Below are 21,880 nucleotides of genomic sequence, written 5' to 3'. Positions count from 1 at the left end.
AACAGAAAGCGAGAGGAATCCAATGAAAATCAATCAGTACGGAACACAATCCGTTAATCCATACCAAAAAAATTACGAAAAGCAAGCCGTACAAAAAGAGGCTGCAAAGCCGAAAGACAAAGTGGAAATTTCTTCTCATGCAAAAGAGCTTCAAAATGCTTCAGATGCGGTCACTAAAACACGTCAGGAAAAAATCGCTCAGCTAAAAGCGGATATAGAGAGCGGAACATATAAAATAGATTCAAACAGCATCGCTGAAAAAATAATGAATTTCTATAAAAAGCAATAAAAAGGAGAAAGCCAATGTCAGCAAAGCCAATTATCGATCAACTGAAGCGACTTTGCGCACTGCATGAACATCTGCTCACGCTGTCTGAGGAGAAAACGGAAGCACTGAAAGCAGGTAAAACAAAAGAGCTTTCCAACATATTGACCAAAGAGCAAAAGTATATTCAGGCAATCGGGCAGACTGAGGAAGAACGAATCAAGTTAACTTCCCAGTTTCTCAGCCGCGGTGAAGATAACACAATTGCTGCATGTATCTCAAGAACTTCAGGCAGTGAAAAACAGGAGCTTGAAGGATTATTTCACTCTTTATCTGCGCTTCTTAACCGTCTGAAAGAAGTGAATGAGATGAATAAGCAGCTCACGATTCAGGCTTTGCAATTCATCTCAGGGGCATTCGATATGATCATGCCGGATGAAAAAGAGAATATGAATTATAAAGAGCCGCAAGCGGCGCGCCAGCCTGTCAGCCGTTTGACATTATTCGATTCAAAAGCTTAGAACGGAGGATTTTCAATGCCATCGACATTTATGGGGCTCGAAACAGCAAGGCGTGCACTGAGTGCGCAGCAGACTGCATTGAGCACAGTTTCAAATAACGTTGCAAATGCAAATACAGAAGGATATACAAGGCAGCGCGTCACATTACAATCGACGAGTCCTTACCCCGCTGTATCAAAAAACAGTGAGCTGACGGCCGGCCAAATCGGAACCGGGGTCAAAGCCGGTTCAGTGGAGCGTGTCAGAGACAGTTTTTTAGACTATCAGTACAGAACTGAAAATACAAAATTAGGCTACTATACAGCCCGTTCCAATTCATTGTCGCAAATGGAAGGCGTCATGAAAGAGCTTGATGATAACGGATTAAACGGATCACTCAGTTCGTTTTGGAATGCCCTTCAGGACCTGGCGACGAACCCGGAAAATACGGGAGCGCGCTCAGTCTTGCAGGAGCAGGGGAAATCTCTTGTCGAGAGTTTTAACTATATATCAAGCTCTTTGACTAACATTCAGGGGGATATTAAAAAGAACCTGGATAACACAGCGGATCAGGCCAATTCAATTTTAAATCAGCTGAATGACCTTAATACTCAAATAGCGGCAGTTGAGCCGAGCGGTATGCTTCCTAATGATTTATATGACCAAAGAGACAGATTGATTGACCAGCTATCTTCTATGGCAAATATAAAAGTCTCATATAATAAGTCGGGCGGACATGCCTTGGCGACTGCTGAAGGCACGGTCAACGTGGAATTGCTGAACGGAAACAACAATTCTCTCGGAACACTGCTTGATGGTAATACAAAAACCGTTTCAGAAATGAAAATCAACTACGACCAGGACAGCGGTCTTGTGTCAAGCGTATCTGTCGGCAGCAATGCGGTTAATGCGGATGCATTTACCGGCAAAGGATCACTTTTAGGTCTTATTGAGTCATACGGCTATATGTCAAATGGAGAAGAAAAGGGCCTTTATCCTGAAATGATGACTGCTCTTGATAATATGGCGCTCTCCTTTGCTGACGCGTTTAATGCAGTTCACGAAAAAGGAAAGACCTATACAGGCGAACAGGGCGCAGCATTTTTTGATTTCAGCGGTGATGAAGCGGTGCCGGTAAAAGGGGCGGCAGCGAAAATAAAAGTCAGTGACAAAGTCCTTGCGTCTACAGACAATATCGCAGCGTCGTTAAACGGAGAAAAAAGCGACGGCACAAACGCGACAAACCTGGCAGCCGTGCAGAACAGCAAGCTGACAATTAATGGTGAAACCACTACAATTAATGACTTTTATGAATCCCTTATCGGCAAGCTGGGCGTTAATTCACAAAAAGCGGCCAATCTTATGAACAACTCTGAAAGCAACACCCTTTCGGCCGATCAGCGGAGACAATCAGTCAGCGCCGTGTCATTAGATGAAGAAATGACAAATATGATTCAGTTTCAGCACGCTTATAATGCCGCTGCGCGAATCATAACGATGCAGGATCAAATATACGATAAAATTATTAACGGTATGGGCACCGGAGGAAGATAAGGAGATAAGTAAATGAGAGTAACTCAAGGGATGATCGCAAAAAATTCTCTTCGATTTATCGGCTCAAGTTATGACAAGCTCGATCGGCTTCAGCAGCAAGTGTCTACGGGGAAAAAAATCACCAAAGCTTCTGATGATCCGGTCGTCGCAATGAAGGGAATGCAGTACCGTACTCAGCTTGCGCAGGTCAACCAGTATCAGCGGAATGTTTCGCAAGGTTTCACATGGCTGGAAAACTCGGAATCCAGCGTAAACTCAGAAACGGATATTATGGGGAAAATCCGGGACTTGATGATTAAGGCAAAAAGTGATTCGAACGGTGAAACGGAATTAAAAGCCATCGGTACAGAAATCGGCCAGCTGAAAAAGCAGCTCGTTTCTGTCGCGAATACTCAAGTGAACGGGCGTTACCTGTTTAACGGAACAAATTCAGATGTCCCGCCGATCACTGAAAATGCCGACGGCACGTATACGTACAACTATGAAAATTACACTAGTGCTTCGGATGTTAATATCAACATTTCGAACGGGGCAGTGCTGAAAGTGAATTCTGACCCGAATTCAGCTTTCGGAGGCGTCGCTCAAAATGGAGATAATGTATTTGAATTTCTCAACTCATTAGAAGCTTCTTTAAGCAAAGGTACGCTTTCTGAAGCAGATTCAAATCAAATTCTGTCAGACATCGACGGTTTTACTGACAAAATGAATGCTGAAAAATCCAATATCGGCGCCCGAACAAACCGTTTGGAACTCATTAAGACAAGGTTGGAATCTCAAGCTGCTACCGCTGAAAAAGTATTGTCAGATAATGAAGATGTAGAAATGGAAGATGTGATTGTTGATTATTTATCTCAGCAGACGGTTCATAAAGCTGCGCTGTCAGTAAATGCGAATATCATTCAGCCGTCACTGATCGACTTCCTGAAATAATATATGAATGTCTTCTATATATAAAAAAAGCGACTCACAACAGGGAGATCGCTTTTTTTACTAGAACACTCTAAAGAGGAGGGGTCTCTATGCAGATGCCGAGATTGATTATTGACAGTGTGCCTGCTAAAATCGGTATAACCTTTCAGAAGGAAGAAATCGAGATGGAACAGCCGCCCGCTGACCTGGAAATCGAACAGCCGCCGGCAGAGCTGAACATTGAAAGCACGCCGGCCAAACTGACGATTGATCAGACGAGGGCGTGGGAGAACTTAAATCTGAAATCATTTGAGAAGCTGAACGCTGAAGCCGCCCAGAAAGGTGCGCAAGCATGCAGTGAGTTTATTGCGAAAACAGTCAGAGAAGGGAAGGAAATGGCGGCTATCGAAAAGAAAACCGGCAATGTGATGGCTCGTCAGGCAGCGGATGTCAGTCCGCCCGATCCATTCGGCGAATTCAGCGACTTTCTGCCTGCGCAGTTTCTCGTTGACATTGACTGCATTCCTTCAATGCTTACGGTTGATATTGAAGCCCGCAAACCTTCAATTGAAGCCACCGCCCATAAACCGGTATGGAATTACACACCGGGGAGAGTTCAGATTGATATGATGCAAGACCCTAAAGTGACGATTTCGGTTGACGACGGTAATACAGAATAAAAGATGAAAGTGGTAAAGGATTGTGAAGCATGATTATTAAAACAAAATATCACGGAGAAATCAGAATAGACGAAGGGCAGATTATCTCATTTGAAAACGGGCTGCCGGGATTTAATGACGAGACTCAATTTGTTGTTCTTCCTTTGTCGGAAGATTCACCGTTTTTGGCGCTGCAGTCTGTCAAACAGGAGCATATTGCCTTTATTGTCGCCAGTCCGTTTATTTTCTTTAAAGGATACGAATTTGACATTGACCAATCGACGCTGGAGCTTTTGCACATTGAAGATATAGAGGACGTCGAAGTGATGGCGATTTTAACGCTGGAAGAGCCTTTTGAAAACACGACCGCCAATTTAAAAGCGCCGATTATCGTCAATAAAAAGGAAATGAAGGCGAAACAAATCATTTTACATGATGCTTCCTATGAAACAAAACATTTGATAGGAGGAGGATCATGCTAGTTCTCTCGAGAAAAGTGAATGAGTCCATTCAGATCGGGCCGGATATTGAAATCAAGGTGATTGCCATCGAAGGAGAGCAAGTGAAACTGGGAATTGAAGCGCCGCAGCACGTGGATATTCATCGGAAGGAAATATACTTGTCCATCCTGGAAGAGAATAACAGAGCTGTATCTTTTAATACTGATTTATTACTTAATTTATCCTCACAAAAAAAGTGAGGATTTTTTTATTTTCAATATAAACAATAGAAGCGGCCGTCCGATATATATAGTGTAGCCAATGAGAGGAAAAATTTCCTTCAAAAATGATGCTGCGCAAATGCACAAGGACGTGCGAAAAACAATTCAGGGAGGAAATACAAAATGAGAATCAACCACAATATCGCGGCTCTTAACACTAGCCGTCAGCTGAATGCAGGTTCAAGTTCTGCTGCAAAAAACATGGAAAAATTATCTTCAGGTCTTCGCATCAACCGCGCTGGTGATGACGCAGCGGGTCTTGCGATCTCTGAAAAAATGCGTTCTCAAATCCGCGGTTTAGACATGGCGTCTAAAAACGCTCAAGACGGAATCTCTCTTATCCAAACGGCTGAGGGTGCATTGAACGAAACTCACAGCATTCTTCAGCGTATGAGCGAGCTTGCAACTCAAGCGGCGAACGACACGAACACTACTTCTGACCGTGACGAGCTTCAAAAAGAGATGGACCAATTATCATCTGAAGTAACAAGAATCTCTACTGATACTGAGTTTAACACAAAGAAATTGCTTGATGGCACGGCTGACAAACTGACTTTCCAAATCGGTGCTAACGAAGGCCAAACAATGAGCCTTTCAATCAACAACATGAACGCTGATTCTTTAAAAGTTATTGGCCAAGTTGGCGAAAAGACAGCACTTGATGGAAACTCTGAACTCGAAGTAAGAAACGATCAAGGTGAAGCCGTGAAAATTTCATTCACTGCGGCTGGAACTTCTGATGTAGATAAAACAACTGCGTCTTATGATGAGACTAGCAAAACTGTAACTGTAACATTAGCGCAAAAAGCTGATGGTACTATTACTGCTTCACAAGAAGACGTTCTAAATTCTTTAAATAAAACAGGGGCTGTTAAAGCTACTGCTATTGATGGCGCAGACTTAACTAAAAAAGCTACTGCGGGAGCTGACACTACAACTTCTACTACAGTAACTAAAGACGCTACAAAAGGTATCGACATCTCATCTTCAGCTAAAGCTGCGTCTTCAGCTCTTACAACAATCAAAACAGCTATCGACACAGTATCTAGCGAGCGCGCTAAACTTGGTGCGGTTCAAAACCGTTTAGAGCACACAATCAACAACCTTGGTACTTCTTCTGAGAACCTGACTTCTGCTGAATCACGTATCCGTGACGTAGACATGGCTTCTGAGATGATGGAGTACACGAAAAACAACATCCTTACTCAGGCTTCTCAAGCAATGCTTGCGCAAGCTAACCAACAGCCTCAGCAAGTTCTTCAATTGCTTAAAGGTTAATGACGGAAAGATCCTGGTTCTCCAGGGTCTTTTTTTTATTCCTTCAGTTATCTCCCCTCAGCATGCCAAGGAATCCTATTGACAAAATGAAACGTTATAATTTGCAGTTAAATTATTGAAAACCTTTTAATCTGACCGATATAAGAATAAGATCATACATTTATGGAGCTGTGATATGATAAACAGTCGGAAACTCACTGTTGTCATAGAGCCGTCTACGACTAAACGCCGAAAAGGAGAGGGTACATATGGTCACAAGAATCACAGGCCTTAATTCCGGTCTTGATGTAGATTCTCTGGTGAAAAAAATGATGGATGCCGAAAAGCAGCCGCTTAATAAATTAAACCAGCAAAAGCAGACGCTTGAATGGAAGCGCGATGCTTATCGGGAAATGAATACCCAGATTGCCGACATGTATTCCACTACATTTAATAATATGCTGATGTCCACAAACTGGAATAAAAAAACAGTAACAAGTTCGGATTCCAGTGTCAGCGCGGCGGCCGTCAGTGCTGAGCAAAATATTTCAACAAGCATGTCTGTTCAGCAGCTGGCCACGCCGACGACATATAAATCCTCAGGCGCCATTCATTTCACCTCAGGCCAGAGCCAAACATTGAAATTCAATGTCACAAACCCGGGTGAAACGAAGCCGACAGAGGTAAGCGTCACGATCGCCGCAACTGATACGATTGATGATGTGGTCACCAAACTGAACAGCTCGGGCCTCGGGGTGACGGCTTTAAAAGAGAAAATCTCCAACGGCACGGATTATGTGGATACGATCGCGTTCACTTCCAATAAAACGGGAGAAGGGTTTGCCCTTGCCGCAGGTGATGACGCAACTAAAAGCTTCCTGAAAGATCAGCTCGGTTTTGCCGTTGATGATACAACGAATGAACTTACGGCCAATGCCGAAGGGAAAAACGCGAAGTTTACGTTCAACGGGCTTGAAATGACCAAAACGTCAAATAACTTTACGATCAACGGCATCAAATATACGCTGAACAGCGTGACGGAAAGCAATAAAACGGTTACGATCAACAGCACGACTGATACGGACGGGATTTTTAATAACATTAAAGATTTTGTTGATAAGTACAACACGTTAATTAAAAGCGTAAACGCGAAGGTGACGGAATCAAAATACCGTGATTATACGCCGTTAACCGATGAACAAAGAGAAGCGATGACCGATAAGCAGGTTGAGCAGTGGGAGGCAAAAGCCAAAAGCGGCTTATTACGGAGCGACAGCACGCTGCAAAACGGTTTGGCGGAGATGCGGCTGGATCTGTACTCGACGGTTACGATTGACGGTAAAAAATATCAGCTCACGGATTTCGGAATCGAAACGTCTGATAACTACGCCGATCAAGGAAAGCTTGTCATTAAAGATGAAGCAAAACTGAAACAGAAAATTACCGAGAATCCGTCTCTCGTGGCTAAGCTGTTTAATGCGGACAGCCCTGATACAGCGAAAACCAAAAACCCGGAAGAGCAGGGGATTGCCCGGAGATTAAAGGACACATTAAACAAAATGCAGACTCAAATTTCGAAACAAGCGGGCACGGAAAGCTCAGTATCAACGAGCTTTGCTATCGGAAAAAGCCTGGACGAAGTAGATAAAAATATTTCCGATATGAAAACAAAGCTGGATGACATCGAAACGAGATATTATAAAAAGTTCAGCGCATTGGATACGGCATTGGAGAAATTGAACAGCCAATCTTCATATCTCACGTCAATGTTAGGATCTTCAACATCATAATCTTGGAGGTTTCATAAAAATGGCAATAAATAATCCTTTTGCTGCTTATCAGCAGACATCCGTCTTTACAGCCGCTCCGGAAGAGCTGACCCTTATGCTTTATAACGGCTGCCTGCGATTCATTAAGCTGGCCAGGCAGGCAATGAAGCAAAACAATCTTGAAGCCAAAAATGAAAATATCGTAAAGGCGCAAAACATCATCCAAGAGCTCAGCATCACGTTAAACCGGGAGATTGAGATTTCTGAACAAATGTCATCAATCTATGATTACATCCGCCGCCGCCTGATTGAAGCGAACGTGCAGAATAATGAAGGATTGTTAGATGAAGCGGAAAAGCTTGTTACTGAATTTCGCGATACGTGGAAACAAGCCATGCAGAGCGAACGGAAAAACAGCCATGGCGCGGGCGGCCTTGCCTGATGAACAGCAATGTCCTTTCTTTGTATAACGAAACGAAGAACATGCACGCCGCACTGAAGGATGCCCCGGAAAGCGACGGCCTCATCAGCAGCTTTACGGCATTTACGGAGAAAAGGGAAGAGATGCTTGCGGGCATAAAGCCGCCTTTTTCCGAAGAAGAAAAAACGCTGCTTCAGCAGGTGGCTGCGATAGACCGCTTGATTACCGGAGAAGTGAAACGGCTCCAGGATGGCATCCGAAATGAAATAAAAACTCTCAAGAAAAAACGGGTGTACCATAATACGTATTTTAATCCGTATCATCAAACGACAAGTGACGGCCGTTATTACGACAAACGCAAATAGGTGAGTGTTTTGAGAAGTTTGAACGATTACCATTTGGTGTCAGCATACTACCAGCTTCTTTTTACCATTGATGAGGGGCTTTGCTACCTATTGGATACGCAGGTTGATTTTTTTAAGACGGAGGGCGAACGGATTTACAACGATTTGATTCAGGCTTTTTTTCATCTCGATTCCTCTCATGCGCTTCTCTTGTCTATCGTTGAGTGCCAATGCGTGGAGACGGCGATTCGGTCATTTGACGAGATTTTTCAGGATTTCAGCATGTTAAATGATTATGATTTCCCGTCCGCTCCATTTCAGGAGTTTTTAAAAACCATCTTTCTGCCGCATTATAAGGTGTGGATGGAGCAGACGCACGACTGCATCAAACCGTATGTTCTTCACTAGACCTGCTGCAAGCGGCAGGTCTTTTGCCTGCGTCTTCTGCATATACTGATAATCCTGCCGGAAGCAGCGGATATAAGCCGACACCATTCGTCATCGTTCACCGAATTTACACATTATTTTAACGTTTCAGCAGGGATCAGAAGGGGAAAAAGAGAAATAGTTACATATCCTTAGATAAAGGGAGGCGTTCTTTGATGAACTACAATATCAGAGGAGAAAACATTGAGGTTACACCTGCGTTAAAGGATCATGTGGAAAGAAAAATCGGCAAGCTGGAACGATATTTCGAGCAGAGCGTCAATGCCGATGTGAACGTCAACTTAAAATTCTATAATGATAAGGAATCCAAAGTTGAAGTCACCATTCCGATGACTGATCTGTCGCTTCGTTCTGAAGTGCATAACGAGGATATGTACAATGCAATTGATCTCGCAACAAACAAGCTGGAACGTCAAATCCGAAAGCATAAAACAAAAGTCAACCGAAAATTCCGCGAGCAGGGTCTTCCGAAACATTACTTCGAGAACGGAAGCGCAGCTGATACAAACGTAGCGGTTCAGGACGAAATTGAAGATGACAGCCCGGAAATTGTCCGTCAGAAACGTTTTAATTTAAAACCGATGGATAATGAAGAAGCGATTCTCCAAATGAATATGCTCGGACATAATTTCTTCGTATTCACCAACGCGGAAACGAATCTGACAAATGTCGTTTACCGCCGGAATGACGGCAAATACGGATTAATTGAACCGACTGAATAAACCATCCAGCCTTCCGTGAACGCGCGGAAGGTTTTTCTCTTTCTTTATCTGCAAATTCTTTGGAAATAGCAAAAGGTATGTTATGATAATGAGAGGTATACATGGACAGAAAATTATCATTTATTCCATGCGAAATCTGCATGTGAACATAGAGGAGCGTTATAGATGCTTGGGATTTTAAATAAAATGTTTGATCCGACCAAACGTGCGCTGAACAAATACGAAAAAATAGCGAATGACATTGATGCTGTAAAAGGAGATTATGAAAATCTCTCTGACGATGCGCTTAAACAAAAAACGGCAGAATTTAAAGAGCGGCTTGAAAAAGGAGAAACGACGGATGACCTTCTTGTCGAAGCGTTTGCCGTCGTTCGTGAAGCTTCACGCCGCGTAACCGGCATGTTTCCGTTTAAAGTGCAGCTGATGGGGGGCCTTGCCCTTCATGAGGGGAACATCGCCGAAATGAAAACAGGGGAAGGGAAAACGCTGACGTCCACCCTTCCGGTATATTTAAACGCGTTGACGGGAAAAGGCGTTCACATCGTAACGGTCAACGAATATCTGGCAAGCCGTGATGCCCAGCAAATGGGAGAAATTTTCGAGTTTCTCGGGCTTACAGTCGGCCTGAACCTGAATTCGTTGTCAAAAGACGAAAAACGCGAAGCCTACGCGGCCGATATCACATATTCAACAAATAATGAACTCGGCTTTGATTATTTGCGTGACAACATGGTGCTTTATAAAGAACAAATGGTGCAGCGCCCGCTTCATTTTGCTGTTATTGATGAAGTCGATTCCATTTTAGTCGATGAAGCGAGAACGCCATTGATTATTTCCGGACAAGCTCAGAAGTCTACAAAACTGTACGTGCAGGCAAATGCGTTTGTCCGCACACTCAAGCAAGATCAGGATTATACGTATGACGTCAAAACGAAGGGCGTTCAGCTGACGGAAGAAGGAATGACAAAGGCTGAAAAAACGTTCGGCATCGACAACCTGTTTGATGTCAAAAACGTGGCGTTGAACCACCATATCAACCAGGCTTTAAAAGCCCATGCGGCGATGCAGAAAGACGTGGATTATGTTGTTGAGGACGGCCAGGTCGTCATCGTCGATTCCTTTACCGGCCGTCTGATGAAAGGACGCCGCTACAGCGAAGGCCTTCACCAGGCGATTGAAGCGAAAGAAGGCCTGGAGATTCAAAATGAAAGCATGACTCTGGCGACAATTACGTTCCAAAACTATTTCCGTATGTATGAAAAGCTTGCCGGCATGACCGGTACCGCAAAAACGGAAGAGGAAGAATTCCGCAATATTTATAACATGCAGGTTGTATCCATTCCGACCAACCAGCCGGTCATCCGTGAAGACCGTCCGGATTTGATCTACCGCTCAATGGAAGGGAAATTCAAGGCGGTGGCGGAGGATGTCGCCCAGCGCTACATGACCGGACAGCCTGTTCTTGTCGGTACGGTTGCCGTTGAAACATCTGAATTGATTTCTAAACTTCTGAAGAATAAAGGAATTCCGCATCAGGTGCTGAACGCGAAAAACCATGAGCGTGAAGCTCAGATCATTGAAGAAGCGGGACAAAAAGGCGCTGTCACAATTGCGACCAACATGGCAGGACGCGGAACCGACATTAAACTCGGTGAAGGCGTAAAAGAGCTTGGCGGCCTTGCAGTCGTCGGTACGGAACGCCACGAATCCCGCCGGATTGACAACCAGCTCCGCGGACGTTCAGGGCGCCAGGGAGACCCGGGTATCACACAATTTTATCTTTCAATGGAAGATGAATTGATGCGCCGTTTCGGAGCTGAACGGACGATGGCGATGCTTGACCGGTTCGGTATGGATGACTCTACGCCGATTCAGAGCAAAATGGTGTCACGCGCCGTGGAATCGTCTCAAAAACGTGTCGAAGGAAACAACTTCGATTCCCGTAAACAGCTTCTCCAATATGACGACGTGCTCCGTCAGCAGCGCGAAGTCATTTACAAGCAGCGTTTTGAAGTCATTGACTCTGAAAACCTGCGTGATATTGTGGAAGGCATGATCAAGTCTTCACTGGAGCGTGCAATTGCTGCTTATACGCCGAAAGAGGAGCTTCCGGAAGAATGGAATCTTGACGGCCTCGTGGAACTCGTGAATACAACGTATCTTGATGAAGGCGCGCTTGAAAAGAGCGATATCTTCGGAAAAGAACCGGATGAAATGCATGAGATGATCATGGACCGCATCATGACAAAATATAATGCAAAAGAAGAGAATTTCGGCACAGAGCAGATGCGTGAATTCGAAAAAGTCATCGTATTGCGTGCCGTCGATTCAAAATGGATGGATCATATTGATGCGATGGATCAGCTGCGTCAAGGGATTCACCTTCGCGCCTATGCGCAGACAAATCCGCTGCGTGAATACCAAATGGAAGGTTTCGCTATGTTTGAGCACATGATTGAGTCCATTGAGGACGAGGTTGCGAAATTCGTCATGAAGGCCGAGATTGAAAGCAATCTGGAACGCGAAGAAGTTGTTCAGGGCCAAACAACGGCTCACCAGCCGCAGGACGGCGATGAGGCCAAACAAGCGAAAAAAGCGCCGGTACGCAAAGTCGTAGATATCGGACGCAACGCGCCTTGCCATTGCGGAAGCGGAAAAAAATATAAAAATTGCTGCGGCCGGACAGAATAGTCACGACTGTATGCATCGAACATGACCGGGTCTGCGTCTTATGGCGCCCCGGATCTTTTAATGAGGTGAATGGAATGGAATTATCAGAAATCAGGGCAGAGCTCGAAAATATGGCTTCTCGTTTAGCGGACTTCAGGGGGTCTCTTTGACCTTGAATCAAAGGAAGCCCGCATTGCAGAATTAGATGAAAAGATGGCGGAACCGGAATTCTGGAATGACCAGCAGAAGGCCCAAACTGTCATCAACGAAGCGAACGGTCTGAAAGAATACGTGAACTCCTACCATCAGCTGAGCGAGTCTCATGAAGAGCTCCAAATGACACATGATCTTTTAAAAGAAGAACCCGATACGGATCTTCAGCAGGAGCTTGAGAAAGAGCTGAAGTCATTAACGAAGGAATTGAATGAATTTGAGCTTCAGCTGCTGCTCAGTGAACCGTATGACAAAAATAACGCGATTTTAGAACTTCACCCGGGTGCCGGCGGTACAGAATCCCAAGACTGGGGTTCCATGCTGCTCAGAATGTATACCCGCTGGGCGGAAAGACGCGGATTCAAAGTTGAAACGCTTGATTATCTGCCAGGTGATGAAGCCGGAATTAAGTCGGTTACACTGCTCATTAAAGGCCACAATGCATACGGCTATTTAAAAGCGGAAAAAGGCGTACACCGCCTCGTGCGGATTTCTCCGTTTGATTCATCTGGCCGCCGCCACACGTCATTCGTGTCATGTGAAGTCATGCCTGAATTCAATGAGGAAATTGACATTGAAATCCGGACTGAAGACATTAAAGTTGATACGTACCGGGCAAGCGGTGCCGGCGGACAGCACGTCAACACGACTGATTCGGCCGTTCGGATTACCCACCTGCCGACAAATGTAGTCGTTACATGCCAGACGGAACGTTCACAAATCAAAAACCGAGACAGAGCGATGAAAATGCTCAAAGCGAAGCTGTACCAGCGCAGAATTGAAGAACAGCAGGCGGAGCTTGACGAAATCCGCGGCGAACAGAAAGAAATCGGCTGGGGCAGCCAAATTCGCTCTTACGTATTCCATCCGTACTCCATGGTGAAAGACCACCGGACCAATACGGAAATGGGGAACGTACAGGCGGTTATGGACGGAGATATTGATATCTTCATTGATGCCTACTTACGCTCTAAACTGTCTTAATCCGGGAACACACCTGCCTTTGGCATGGTGTGTTTTTTTATCCGTTCTCTTTTCCATTTTTCACAATAGCGCTTTAGCAAATTAATACGGTATTTGGCTGTTATTTACTTCTAAGCCGGGAAGACTTAAAATGCTATCGAGAGAAAATCGGAGAACGGAGGATTTTGCATGAATGTGAATCACAATAAGCCGCTCCGTCTGATCAAAGATTACATATATATCGTGATCGGCGCGGCGATTACAGGGGTCGTGTTTAACGTATTTTTGCTGCCGAACCGTATAGCAGCGGGGGGAGTAAGCGGAATCAGCACCATTTTGGAGACATTTGGTTTTGAGCCGGCTTACGTGCAGTGGATCATTAATATCCCTTTGTTTATCGCCGGCGTGATCATTCTCGGCGGGAAATTCGGAATGAAGACACTTGTCGGTTCCATCGTTCTGCCGCTTGCCGTCTTTTTAACGAGAGACCTGCCTGCCGCGACGACCCATGAACTGCTGGCGGCGATTTTCGGAGGCGTCGGGATCGGCACGGGGATCGGTATCGTGTATCTCGGCAAAGGCTCCACGGGGGGAACGGCACTGGCGGCGCAGATTATCCACAAATACACGGGGCTTTCACTGGGAACGTGCCTTGCCATCATGGACGGATTAATTGTGCTGAGCGCGATGCTCGTTTTCGGAGTGGAACAGGGACTGTATGCGATGCTTGGGGTATTTATTTCAAGCAAAACGATTGATGTCGTGCAGGTCGGGTTCAACCGCTCCAAAATGGCTTTAATCATTACGCAGCATGAAGAAGCCGTCAGGTCGGCTGTGTTTACGGAAATTGACAGGGGTGTGACGAAGATTTCCGCAGTCGGCGGGTATACGGAACATGACCGGCCGATCTTAATGTGTGTCGTCGGCCAGACCGAATTCACAAAACTGAAACAAATCGTCAAACAAATTGATGAGTCAGCCTTTGTCATTGTCGCAGACGCAAGCGAGGTGCTCGGCGAGGGTTTCAAACGCGCATAAACAGGGTTATAATAGCGAAGGGGTGCATCTTACATATGAAATCAAAATGGGCGCTATTGGCGCTGGTTCTGACCATGTCCGTCCTGCTGGCGGCATGCGGCGGAGCCAATGAATCGAAAAAAGAAAGCTCTGACAGCTCAGGCGGATCGAAAGCATCTGCGTCAGCGGGCGAAGAGCTTTATCAGCAAAGCTGTATCGGCTGTCACGGTAAAGATTTAGAAGGCGGCGGAGGTCCGAATTTACAGGAAGTCGGCGGGAAATATGATGAAGCCAAAATTGAAAGCATCATTAAAAACGGACGGGGCAATATGCCGAGCCATCTTGTAAATGATGAGGAAGCCGCGAAGATCGCAAAATGGCTGTCACAGAAAAAATAACAGAAAAACCTTGCCTGTTATAGGGGCAAGGTTTTTTCACGGCCTGGGAATGAAAAGAAACTGTAATAGTAATATGTCTAAATTTGACGTATAATGAAGTGTACTGAGGAAAAGGAACTTTCAGATTTTTCATCTGTTTCCTGGTAAGCTGGCCATAAACCGCAGTATTTTTGCGAACTCTATGGCTGCAAGACATAAATAAAAGATTAGGTGATTTCATGATAGAGATGAAAGAAGTATATAAATCCTATCCGAACGGTGTAAAAGCGATTAACGGGCTGTCAGTCATGATTCATCCCGGAGAATTTGTATATGTCGTAGGACCGAGCGGAGCCGGTAAATCTACTTTTATTAAAATGATTTACAGAGAAGAAAAACCGACAAAAGGGCAAATATTGATTAATCATAAAGATCTCGCGGCTGTGAAAGAAAAAGAGATTCCTTTCGTGCGGCGTAAAATAGGTGTTGTTTTCCAGGATTTTAAACTTCTTCCGAAATTGACGGTATTTGAAAACGTAGCGTTTGCGCTTGAGGTTATCGGAGAGCAGCAGTCAGTCATTAAAAAACGCGTGCTCGAAGTGCTCGACCTTGTGCAGCTGAAGCATAAAGCGCGGCAGTTTCCCGACCAGCTTTCCGGAGGAGAACAGCAGCGTGTTTCCATCGCAAGATCCATCGTCAACAATCCTGATGTCGTTATAGCTGACGAACCGACGGGCAACCTTGATCCGGTCACATCATGGGAAGTCATGAAGACGCTGGAAGAGATTAACAACCGCGGAACGACCGTCGTGATGGCGACACACAATAAAGAAATAGTAAACACCATGAAGAAACGGGTCATCGCGATCGAAGACGGAATTATTGTGCGTGATGAGTCAAGAGGGGAGTATGGTTCTTATGATTAAAATTCTCGGGCGCCATTTGCGTGAGAGTTTTAAATCTCTCGGAAGAAACACATGGATGACTTTTGCATCCATCAGCGCCGTTACCGTTACATTGATTTTGGTCGGCGTGTTTTTAGTCATTATGCTGAATTTAAACAACATGGCTAAAAATGCTGAAAAAGAAGTGGAAATTAAAGTATTAATTGATCTGACGTCAAATAAGAAAACGCAGGATACGCTGCAGAATGAGATTAAAGACATCTCGGGAATCCAAAGCGTAGAATTTTCATCTAAAGATAAAGAGCTTGATCAATTGGTCAAAAGCTTCGGCGACAGCGGCAAGGCCATGAAAATGCAAGATCAGGAAAACCCGCTGAACAACGCGTTTATCGTCAAAACGACAGATCCGCATGATACGCCGAAAGTCGCGAAAAAAATTGAGAAGCTGGATCATGTGTATAAAGTGACATACGGGAAAGAAGAAGTCAGCCGTCTGTTCAAGATCGTCGGAGTGTCACGCAACATCGGGATCGCGTTAATCATCGGCCTTCTGTTCACGGCGATGTTCTTAATTTCAAATACAATTAAAATCACGATTTTCGCCAGAAGAAAAGAGATTGAAATCATGAAGCTTGTCGGCGCGACAAACTGGTTTATCCGCTGGCCGTTCTTCCTTGAAGGGCTGCTGCTTGGGGTATTCGGTTCTGTCATACCGATCGCTCTCGTGCTGAGCACGTACCAGTCAATGGTCGCTTGGGTGGCTCCGAAAGTTCAAGGCTCATTTGTTTCACTCCTGCCGTACAGTCCGTTTGTGTTCCAAGTATCACTTGTGCTCATTCTGATCGGCGCGGTTATCGGAGTATGGGGAAGTTTGACTTCCATCCGGAAATTCCTTCGTGTATAAATGCAAAAGCCAGTCTTTGTGAGACTGGCTTTTTTTGATGGTTCTGTTATTGAATGACGGGCAGGGCCGGTGATCCCGGCTTTAATGTAAAGTCATAAGACGATTCGTCACGGTACATCGGATCGGCATATATGGAATTTGAATCGTTTGCTGTTCCTTTTTTGTACGCTGCGAATGAATCATATTCTTTGTTCTTCCAATTCCAAATGCCGTCTTTTCCCGTTTCTTTGTGATAGACGTTATGATTAACAATATTGCCTTCGTTTTTCGTATAATCATTTGCGATAAAAATTCGTGAACCGCTTGCCGTCATGATGTTCTTTTCGATGGTGTTCCCTTTTGTATCGTACTGGAGCAGCAGCTGGCCGCCGGCAAGGTCCTTCTTGTCATTTCGGTACATGATATTGTGAGCGATCACGGAATTGATTGTGCCGCCTCGTTTTGTGTCATATCCCCCGATTGAAATACCCGTGTAAGCATTGTTGTACACTTTGTTATCCGTAATCCGTATATCTTGTGCGTACTTTCCTTTATGCTCGGAAGTGGCTTCAATGCCGAGGTCATTGTTATAAACGGTATTTTTCTTAATGTCCACATGTTCTGCACCGTCAACGTATATACCGCCAGCAGAGTATTCATTGCCGTAGGCGGGGTTTCCGTAAGAAGAGTTATGGCTCACCGTATTGTTTTCAATGACGCCGTTTCGCGCATAGTCGTTTTGCTTGGAAGTTCCTTCATAGCCGATCACGTCAATCCCGATATTGTTGTTGTCCCGGATGGTATTGCCGGCGATCTTAAATCCGTCAACATTCCCGTTCAGCACGACCGCTTCGCTTGCGCCGAGCGTCAGTTTTTCAACGGTGTTATTTGTGATGCTGACATCCTTCATGGCGCCCGAGCCGTAAAACGCGATGCCGTGTGCATTTCCCTCATCAGCCGTTGTTTTAATATTCCGGATATGGTTGCCGTCAATGGCGATATGACTGCTTGATCCGGTGACGTAGATGCCCATGGCTGTCGCATCTTCTGATGAGACGGATAGGTTTTCAAGCGTAATGCCGTGAATGGTAATGTACTGTTTATTGCGGATTTGAATTAACGGTGTTTCAGAATCGCTTTTAGGCGCAGATTTGCCGCTGATGGCGACATGCTCATTCTGATAGTTCTGAAATGTAATCGGCTTTTTCGCCGTCCCGCTGTGCTTTACTTCAAATGTTTCGTCGTACGTTCCTTCCCGAATCAATACGGTTGTTCCGGCCTCAGCCTTTTCCGCCGCATGCTTCAATGTGCGGAACGGCTTTTCTTTCGTTCCGTCATTTTGATCGTTTCCCGCGGGAGAAACATACAGAGCGTCAGCCTGTGATTTTTCATTGGCCTCTGTTTTATGCCAGACAAAGGCGGTAATGCCTGCGGCCAGCACCGCCGCGGATAAAATCGACAATTTTATGTTCATATCGCATTCTCCTGTATATTTAATGAATTGCATACAAAATATTATACGTTACCCATTTATATGAAACAATCTATCGGTTCCGTTTTTTTGTTGCCGTTACATGAATTCTTTTCGGTTTACACATACTATCTCCAGGTTTTCGTAAAAGGACTAAGAGGAGGTAAACGATGAAGCAGAAAATGATCGCAGCGATAGCGGCCGTCAGCATCATGTGCGGCGGAGCCCATACTGCCGGGGCGGCACAGCCGAAATCATCAGAAGCAGAAAGAAGCCAGGCAATGGAAAAAATAGAAAAAGCATATGAGCTGATCTCGAACGAATACGTGGAAAATGTGGATAAAGAAAAGCTTCTTGAAGGAGCGATTCAGGGGATGCTGTCTACATTAAACGACCCTTATTCCGTTTATATGGACAAGCAGACCGCCAAGCAGTTTTCCGATTCTCTGGATTCATCTTTTGAAGGGATCGGCGCTGAAGTCGGTATGGAAGAGAATAAAATCATTATCGTATCACCGTTTAAGCAATCTCCGGCTGAAAAGGCAGGCCTCAAGCCGAATGATGAAATCATCAGTATAAACGGCGAGTCAATGAACGGGAAAGATTTAAATGAAGCCGTGCTGAAAATCAGAGGGAAAAAAGGATCGAAGGTTTCTATTAAAATACATCGTCCGGGCACTGAAAAACAGCTGTCATTCCGGATTAAAAGAGCGGAAATCCCGCTGGAAACCGTATTTGCTTCACGTAAGGAATCAGGCGGGCATCATGTCGGCTACATCGCTATATCGACATTTTCCGAGCATACTGCTCAGGACTTCGCCGCGGCGCTGAAAAAGCTTGAGAAACAAGGGATTGACGGACTCGTTCTTGACGTAAGAGGGAATCCCGGCGGCTACCTTCAAAGCGTCGAACAGATTTTAAAGCATTTCGTCACAAAAGACATGCCGTATATCCAAATCGCGGAACGCAACGGAGATAAAAAACAATATTTCTCAACTTTAAAACATAAAAAGCCGTATCCCGTTAATGTCATTACGGATAAAGGGAGCGCTTCCGCTTCCGAAATTCTTGCGGGCGCGCTGAAAGAAGCGGGGCATTATGACGTTGTCGGTGATACCTCCTTCGGTAAAGGAACGGTACAGCAGGCCGTGCCGATGGGAGACGGCAGCAACATTAAATTGACGCTTTACAAATGGCTGACACCGAAAGGCAATTGGATTCACAAAAAAGGCATTACTCCGACAATCGCCGTAAGCCAGCCGGATTATTTTGCGGCGGGACCGCTTCAGCTGAAACAGCCGCTTCAGTCTGATATGAACAGCGCGGATGTCAAACACGCGCAAATCCTGCTGAAAGGCTTGGGTTTCGACCCGGGCAGGGCGGACGGCTATTTCAGCGGCACAATGAAAAAAGCCGTCATGGCGTTCCAAGATCGGTACAAACTTGATAAAACAGCTGTCATTGACAAACAAACAGCGGAAAAAATGAATCAGCTGATGAATGAGAAGAAATCTGACGAAAAAAATGATATACAGCTGCAAATGGCGTTAAAATCATTATTTGTTAAATAAATGAAAAGGAGGCTTTTTTTAAGCCTCCTGTTTCTTTTGTCATGTTTCACAAATGAACCAAAAGACATATAATTATGACGATTTTGACAAGATATTAAAAAAATTTTCACATTTAAACATTTATAAAGGACAAACATTACCCGATATTTATAGGGAAGAGAGACTTTATGCCGAGTTAATATGTATTCAAAATGAAACTTTTGAAAGTTGCCTCAGTCAGTTTTAGTTCTTACAATAAAAGAAGGTTCTAATAGAGAACAGTTTTTTAGTTTGGCAGCTGCATTTCAGTATTGAAAGCAGAAGTGTTTGCGGCGCTTCAGCACGGCAGCTGTAATCACCCGTGCTTATCTGGATAAAAAAATGGGGGTTCACAATTGAAGAGGGCAAGTATTGTGCGTGAAAAAAAATATTATGAATTAGTGGAACAACTAAAAGACCGAACAAAAGACGTTACATTTTCATCAACAAAAGCACTAAGTCTTCTTATGCTGTTCAGCAGATACCTGGTCAATTACACAAATGTTGAATGTGTTCACGATATCAATGAGGAGTGTGCAAAGCATTATTTCACCTACTTAATGAAAAACCATAAACGTTTAGGAATCAATCTGACGGATATTAAACGGTCCATGCTTTTGATCAGCGGTGTAATCGAGGTGGAAGTCGACCACTATCTGAAAGATTTCTCTCTCTCAAATGTGACGTTGTGGATGACGGAAGAGAGATAGACGTTTGAGATATTCAAGCCAATGATTATTTGGTAGAATAGAATTAAAATGTTTGGCTTGAGGCGGTGAAAGCAATGTCTGTTCAATGGGGAATTGAACTTCTGAAAAGTATCGGTCTGTTTTTTTTGCACCCGATGTTTTGGTTTTTTATCATCATAAGTCTCGCCTGCGGATATTTGCGGATTAAACGTGAACGCCATACGTTTCATACAAAAATCGCAGATATGTATGACGAGCTTATCTTTACATACATAAAAGGGCTTATACCGGGTATTCTTCTCTCCATATTATTTTTTGGACTGGGAATTTCGATTCCATTCGGTCTTCTCGGCATAATTGCGGCTATGACGGCTTTGGCATCGCTGACGTTCCGTATGAACTGGCTGTCATCAGCTTATATTGTCAGCGCCGGCATGTTGATTGCGTTTATCCTTCAGTATACCCACACAGTGCCGTTTGCGGATCGGTTTCCGCAGGCATTCGGCGTGAATTGGGCATCAGCGGCCGTGTTTATGGGCCTTTTGATCATCACGGAGGGAGCGGCTGCTTACCGTTCAGCGCACCTGAAAACATCTCCGGCGCTTGTCGTCAGCAGCAGAGGTCTGCCCATCGGCCGTCAATTGGCGAATCGCGCATGGCTGCTTCCGCTTTTCTTATTGGTGCCGGGCAGCGGGCTTGAGTCACACCTTTCTTGGTGGCCTGTCTTTACCGTGCCGGGCGGCTCTTTCCATCTGATCTGGATTCCTTATATCGCCGGCTTCGGACAGCGTGTGCAGGGATCCCTTCCGGAAGTCAGCATACGGATAACGGCGAAACGTGTCATGATTCTCGGGATTATCGTCACCGCATTCGGGGCAGCGGCCCTTTGGTGGAGTCCGCTTGCCGGTGCTGCCGCTTGTATTGCGGTGCTCGGACGCTTGTTCTTATCATTGAGACAGCGGCTGAACGATAACGCGGCTCCGTTTTATTTCTCTAAGCGGGATCAGGGCTTAATGGTGCTCGGCATCATTCCGAATACGCCCGCGGAAGATCTTGAGCTGAAGATCGGTGAGATTATAACGAAAGTAAACGGCATTCCCGTGAAGCATGTATCGGATTTTTACGAAGCACTTCAAAAAAACCGCGCATTTGTAAAAATGGAGATCATCGGCCTGAATGGTGAGCTCCGGTTTGATCAGCGCGCGTCCTATGAAGGCGAACATCATGAATTAGGTATTTTATTCGTTCAGGATGAACATGAACATGAGCAAGAAGAAATGACAGCATTATAATGTGATTTTTCATAATTATTCGGAATAGTTTCAAGAACTCCTAAACTAGATTTCAAAATAAAACAGCTAAGAAAATTATATTTTCTTAGCTGTTTTATTTTGAAATAATAAAAAAATAAATGAAGGAGAGGTATGGCTTATTGGAAAGGTTATTGCTAACTCCAAAACCTTTAGAAGATGAATCTTTAGCAGGATATATATTAAGAATTCTGATTATAATGGTTATGTTGGATAGGGGGAGTA

Annotated in this window: 23 protein-coding genes; 22 read left to right on the top strand and 1 reads right to left on the bottom strand. The window is 44.7% G+C overall.

The window, feature by feature from the left end; genetic code table 11:
• Positions 1 to 22 precede the first annotated feature (22 nt).
• The 19 genes from flgM (at position 23) to ftsX (ending at position 16,617) form a co-directional block, all read left to right on the top strand.
• Positions 23 to 289, top strand: coding sequence for a flagellar biosynthesis anti-sigma factor FlgM (flgM, locus tag ABDB98_RS16825; protein WP_016937773.1), 267 nt, complete (start codon positions 23 to 25; stop codon positions 287 to 289).
• Positions 290 to 303: 14 nt separating this feature from the next.
• Positions 304 to 786: a flagellar protein FlgN gene (locus ABDB98_RS16820; protein WP_438420744.1), complete on the top strand. Its 483-nt coding sequence runs from the start codon at positions 304 to 306 to the stop codon at positions 784 to 786.
• A 15-nt stretch (positions 787 to 801) separates the two neighbouring features.
• Positions 802 to 2,319, top strand: a complete 1,518-nt coding sequence (gene flgK / locus ABDB98_RS16815; protein WP_049627498.1) for a flagellar hook-associated protein FlgK — start codon at positions 802 to 804, stop codon at positions 2,317 to 2,319.
• Positions 2,320 to 2,331: 12 nt separating this feature from the next.
• Positions 2,332 to 3,249, top strand: a complete 918-nt coding sequence (gene flgL / locus ABDB98_RS16810) for a flagellar hook-associated protein FlgL (protein WP_060964149.1) — start codon at positions 2,332 to 2,334, stop codon at positions 3,247 to 3,249.
• 89 nt (positions 3,250 to 3,338) lie between these two features.
• Entirely contained in the window at positions 3,339 to 3,908 is a 570-nt protein-coding gene (locus ABDB98_RS16805) for a DUF6470 family protein (RefSeq protein ID WP_060964150.1), read from the top strand.
• 29 nt (positions 3,909 to 3,937) lie between these two features.
• Positions 3,938 to 4,369: a flagellar assembly protein FliW gene (gene fliW / locus ABDB98_RS16800; RefSeq protein WP_016937778.1), complete on the top strand. Its 432-nt coding sequence runs from the start codon at positions 3,938 to 3,940 to the stop codon at positions 4,367 to 4,369.
• A complete protein-coding gene (csrA, locus tag ABDB98_RS16795) occupies positions 4,363 to 4,587 on the top strand; it encodes a carbon storage regulator CsrA (RefSeq protein ID WP_003151402.1) in 225 nt (74 codons plus the stop codon). The genes fliW and csrA overlap by 7 nt, the downstream gene beginning before the upstream one ends.
• Before the next feature lie 144 nt (positions 4,588 to 4,731).
• Positions 4,732 to 5,886 (top strand): flagellin, encoded by a 1,155-nt coding sequence (locus tag ABDB98_RS16790; RefSeq protein WP_438420743.1) that lies wholly within the window; start codon positions 4,732 to 4,734, stop codon positions 5,884 to 5,886.
• Between the two features lie 248 nt (positions 5,887 to 6,134).
• The gene (locus ABDB98_RS16785) at positions 6,135 to 7,655 is read left to right on the top strand and encodes a flagellar hook-associated protein 2 (RefSeq protein WP_438420742.1); all 1,521 of its coding nucleotides are present in this window, start codon (positions 6,135 to 6,137) and stop codon (positions 7,653 to 7,655) included.
• 19 nt (positions 7,656 to 7,674) lie between these two features.
• Positions 7,675 to 8,076 (top strand): flagellar export chaperone FliS, encoded by a 402-nt coding sequence (gene fliS, locus ABDB98_RS16780; RefSeq protein WP_188154393.1) that lies wholly within the window; start codon positions 7,675 to 7,677, stop codon positions 8,074 to 8,076.
• Entirely contained in the window at positions 8,076 to 8,420 is a 345-nt protein-coding gene (locus tag ABDB98_RS16775) for a flagellar protein FliT (protein ID WP_438420741.1), read from the top strand. The genes fliS and ABDB98_RS16775 overlap by 1 nt, the downstream gene beginning before the upstream one ends.
• 9 nt (positions 8,421 to 8,429) lie before the next feature.
• Positions 8,430 to 8,807, top strand: coding sequence for a hypothetical protein (locus ABDB98_RS16770; protein ID WP_438420740.1), 378 nt, complete (start codon positions 8,430 to 8,432; stop codon positions 8,805 to 8,807).
• Positions 8,808 to 9,001: 194 nt separating this feature from the next.
• Positions 9,002 to 9,568, top strand: a complete 567-nt coding sequence (gene hpf / locus ABDB98_RS16765) for a ribosome hibernation-promoting factor, HPF/YfiA family (RefSeq protein WP_060964155.1) — start codon at positions 9,002 to 9,004, stop codon at positions 9,566 to 9,568.
• Between the two features lie 165 nt (positions 9,569 to 9,733).
• Positions 9,734 to 12,259 (top strand): preprotein translocase subunit SecA, encoded by a 2,526-nt coding sequence (gene secA, locus ABDB98_RS16760; protein ID WP_438420739.1) that lies wholly within the window; start codon positions 9,734 to 9,736, stop codon positions 12,257 to 12,259.
• 74 nt (positions 12,260 to 12,333) lie between these two features.
• A protein-coding gene (prfB, locus tag ABDB98_RS16755; protein ID WP_438420738.1) for a peptide chain release factor 2 occupies positions 12,334 to 13,435 on the top strand; the annotation gives its coding sequence in 2 pieces (ribosomal slippage) (positions 12,334 to 12,405 and positions 12,407 to 13,435; 1,101 coding nt in all).
• Between the two features lie 168 nt (positions 13,436 to 13,603).
• Positions 13,604 to 14,452 carry a YitT family protein gene (locus ABDB98_RS16750; RefSeq protein ID WP_438420737.1) on the top strand — a complete coding sequence of 283 codons (849 nt, stop codon included), beginning with the start codon at positions 13,604 to 13,606 and terminating at the stop codon, positions 14,450 to 14,452.
• A 35-nt stretch (positions 14,453 to 14,487) separates the two neighbouring features.
• A complete protein-coding gene (gene cccB / locus ABDB98_RS16745) occupies positions 14,488 to 14,829 on the top strand; it encodes a cytochrome c551 (RefSeq protein ID WP_016937788.1) in 342 nt (113 codons plus the stop codon).
• A gap of 218 nt (positions 14,830 to 15,047) precedes the next feature.
• Positions 15,048 to 15,734: a cell division ATP-binding protein FtsE gene (gene ftsE, locus ABDB98_RS16740; protein ID WP_003151418.1), complete on the top strand. Its 687-nt coding sequence runs from the start codon at positions 15,048 to 15,050 to the stop codon at positions 15,732 to 15,734.
• Positions 15,727 to 16,617, top strand: coding sequence for a permease-like cell division protein FtsX (gene ftsX / locus ABDB98_RS16735; RefSeq protein WP_013353766.1), 891 nt, complete (start codon positions 15,727 to 15,729; stop codon positions 16,615 to 16,617). Before ftsE ends, ftsX begins: the two co-directional genes overlap by 8 nt.
• Positions 16,618 to 16,663: 46 nt before the next feature.
• Here the strand turns inward: ftsX and ABDB98_RS16730 are convergent, their stop codons facing one another.
• Positions 16,664 to 18,070 carry a right-handed parallel beta-helix repeat-containing protein gene (locus ABDB98_RS16730; RefSeq protein WP_438420736.1) on the bottom strand — a complete coding sequence of 469 codons (1,407 nt, stop codon included), beginning with the start codon at positions 18,068 to 18,070 and terminating at the stop codon, positions 16,664 to 16,666.
• Between the two features lie 209 nt (positions 18,071 to 18,279).
• On the opposite strand from ABDB98_RS16730, the gene ctpB reads away from it, so the two are divergent.
• The 3 genes from ctpB to ABDB98_RS16715 all read left to right on the top strand — a co-directional run bounded on the left by ctpB (position 18,280) and on the right by ABDB98_RS16715 (position 21,637).
• Entirely contained in the window at positions 18,280 to 19,638 is a 1,359-nt protein-coding gene (ctpB, locus tag ABDB98_RS16725) for a carboxy-terminal processing protease CtpB (protein WP_438422165.1), read from the top strand.
• Positions 19,639 to 20,012: 374 nt separating this feature from the next.
• Positions 20,013 to 20,366 carry a swarming motility protein SwrAA gene (gene swrA, locus ABDB98_RS16720; protein WP_012118562.1) on the top strand — a complete coding sequence of 118 codons (354 nt, stop codon included), beginning with the start codon at positions 20,013 to 20,015 and terminating at the stop codon, positions 20,364 to 20,366.
• Between the two features lie 74 nt (positions 20,367 to 20,440).
• Positions 20,441 to 21,637: a PDZ domain-containing protein gene (locus tag ABDB98_RS16715; protein WP_438420735.1), complete on the top strand. Its 1,197-nt coding sequence runs from the start codon at positions 20,441 to 20,443 to the stop codon at positions 21,635 to 21,637.
• The last annotated feature ends 243 nt before the right edge of the window (positions 21,638 to 21,880 follow it).

Origin of the sequence: Bacillus siamensis (genome assembly GCF_051628075.1) — a bacterium.
Lineage (GTDB): Bacteria > Bacillota > Bacilli > Bacillales > Bacillaceae > Bacillus > Bacillus siamensis.
This window is presented reverse-complemented; position numbering and strand designations above follow the sequence as displayed.

Coding starts and splice junctions, on each gene's coding strand:
- ABDB98_RS16750 (WP_438420737.1), top strand. CDS start 13,604: ATGAATGTGAATCACAATAAGCCGCTCCGTCTGATCAAAGATTACATA.
- flgK (WP_049627498.1), top strand. CDS start 802: ATGCCATCGACATTTATGGGGCTCGAAACAGCAAGGCGTGCACTGAGT.
- fliS (WP_188154393.1), top strand. CDS start 7,675: ATGGCAATAAATAATCCTTTTGCTGCTTATCAGCAGACATCCGTCTTT.
- ABDB98_RS16730 (WP_438420736.1), bottom strand. CDS start 18,070: ATGAACATAAAATTGTCGATTTTATCCGCGGCGGTGCTGGCCGCAGGC.
- csrA (WP_003151402.1), top strand. CDS start 4,363: ATGCTAGTTCTCTCGAGAAAAGTGAATGAGTCCATTCAGATCGGGCCG.
- cccB (WP_016937788.1), top strand. CDS start 14,488: ATGAAATCAAAATGGGCGCTATTGGCGCTGGTTCTGACCATGTCCGTC.
- flgL (WP_060964149.1), top strand. CDS start 2,332: ATGAGAGTAACTCAAGGGATGATCGCAAAAAATTCTCTTCGATTTATC.
- ABDB98_RS16820 (WP_438420744.1), top strand. CDS start 304: ATGTCAGCAAAGCCAATTATCGATCAACTGAAGCGACTTTGCGCACTG.
- ctpB (WP_438422165.1), top strand. CDS start 18,280: ATGTGCGGCGGAGCCCATACTGCCGGGGCGGCACAGCCGAAATCATCA.
- fliW (WP_016937778.1), top strand. CDS start 3,938: ATGATTATTAAAACAAAATATCACGGAGAAATCAGAATAGACGAAGGG.
- secA (WP_438420739.1), top strand. CDS start 9,734: ATGCTTGGGATTTTAAATAAAATGTTTGATCCGACCAAACGTGCGCTG.
- ftsE (WP_003151418.1), top strand. CDS start 15,048: ATGATAGAGATGAAAGAAGTATATAAATCCTATCCGAACGGTGTAAAA.
- hpf (WP_060964155.1), top strand. CDS start 9,002: ATGAACTACAATATCAGAGGAGAAAACATTGAGGTTACACCTGCGTTA.
- ABDB98_RS16805 (WP_060964150.1), top strand. CDS start 3,339: ATGCAGATGCCGAGATTGATTATTGACAGTGTGCCTGCTAAAATCGGT.
- ABDB98_RS16775 (WP_438420741.1), top strand. CDS start 8,076: ATGAACAGCAATGTCCTTTCTTTGTATAACGAAACGAAGAACATGCAC.
- ABDB98_RS16785 (WP_438420742.1), top strand. CDS start 6,135: ATGGTCACAAGAATCACAGGCCTTAATTCCGGTCTTGATGTAGATTCT.
- ABDB98_RS16715 (WP_438420735.1), top strand. CDS start 20,441: ATGTCTGTTCAATGGGGAATTGAACTTCTGAAAAGTATCGGTCTGTTT.
- ABDB98_RS16790 (WP_438420743.1), top strand. CDS start 4,732: ATGAGAATCAACCACAATATCGCGGCTCTTAACACTAGCCGTCAGCTG.
- ftsX (WP_013353766.1), top strand. CDS start 15,727: ATGATTAAAATTCTCGGGCGCCATTTGCGTGAGAGTTTTAAATCTCTC.
- flgM (WP_016937773.1), top strand. CDS start 23: ATGAAAATCAATCAGTACGGAACACAATCCGTTAATCCATACCAAAAA.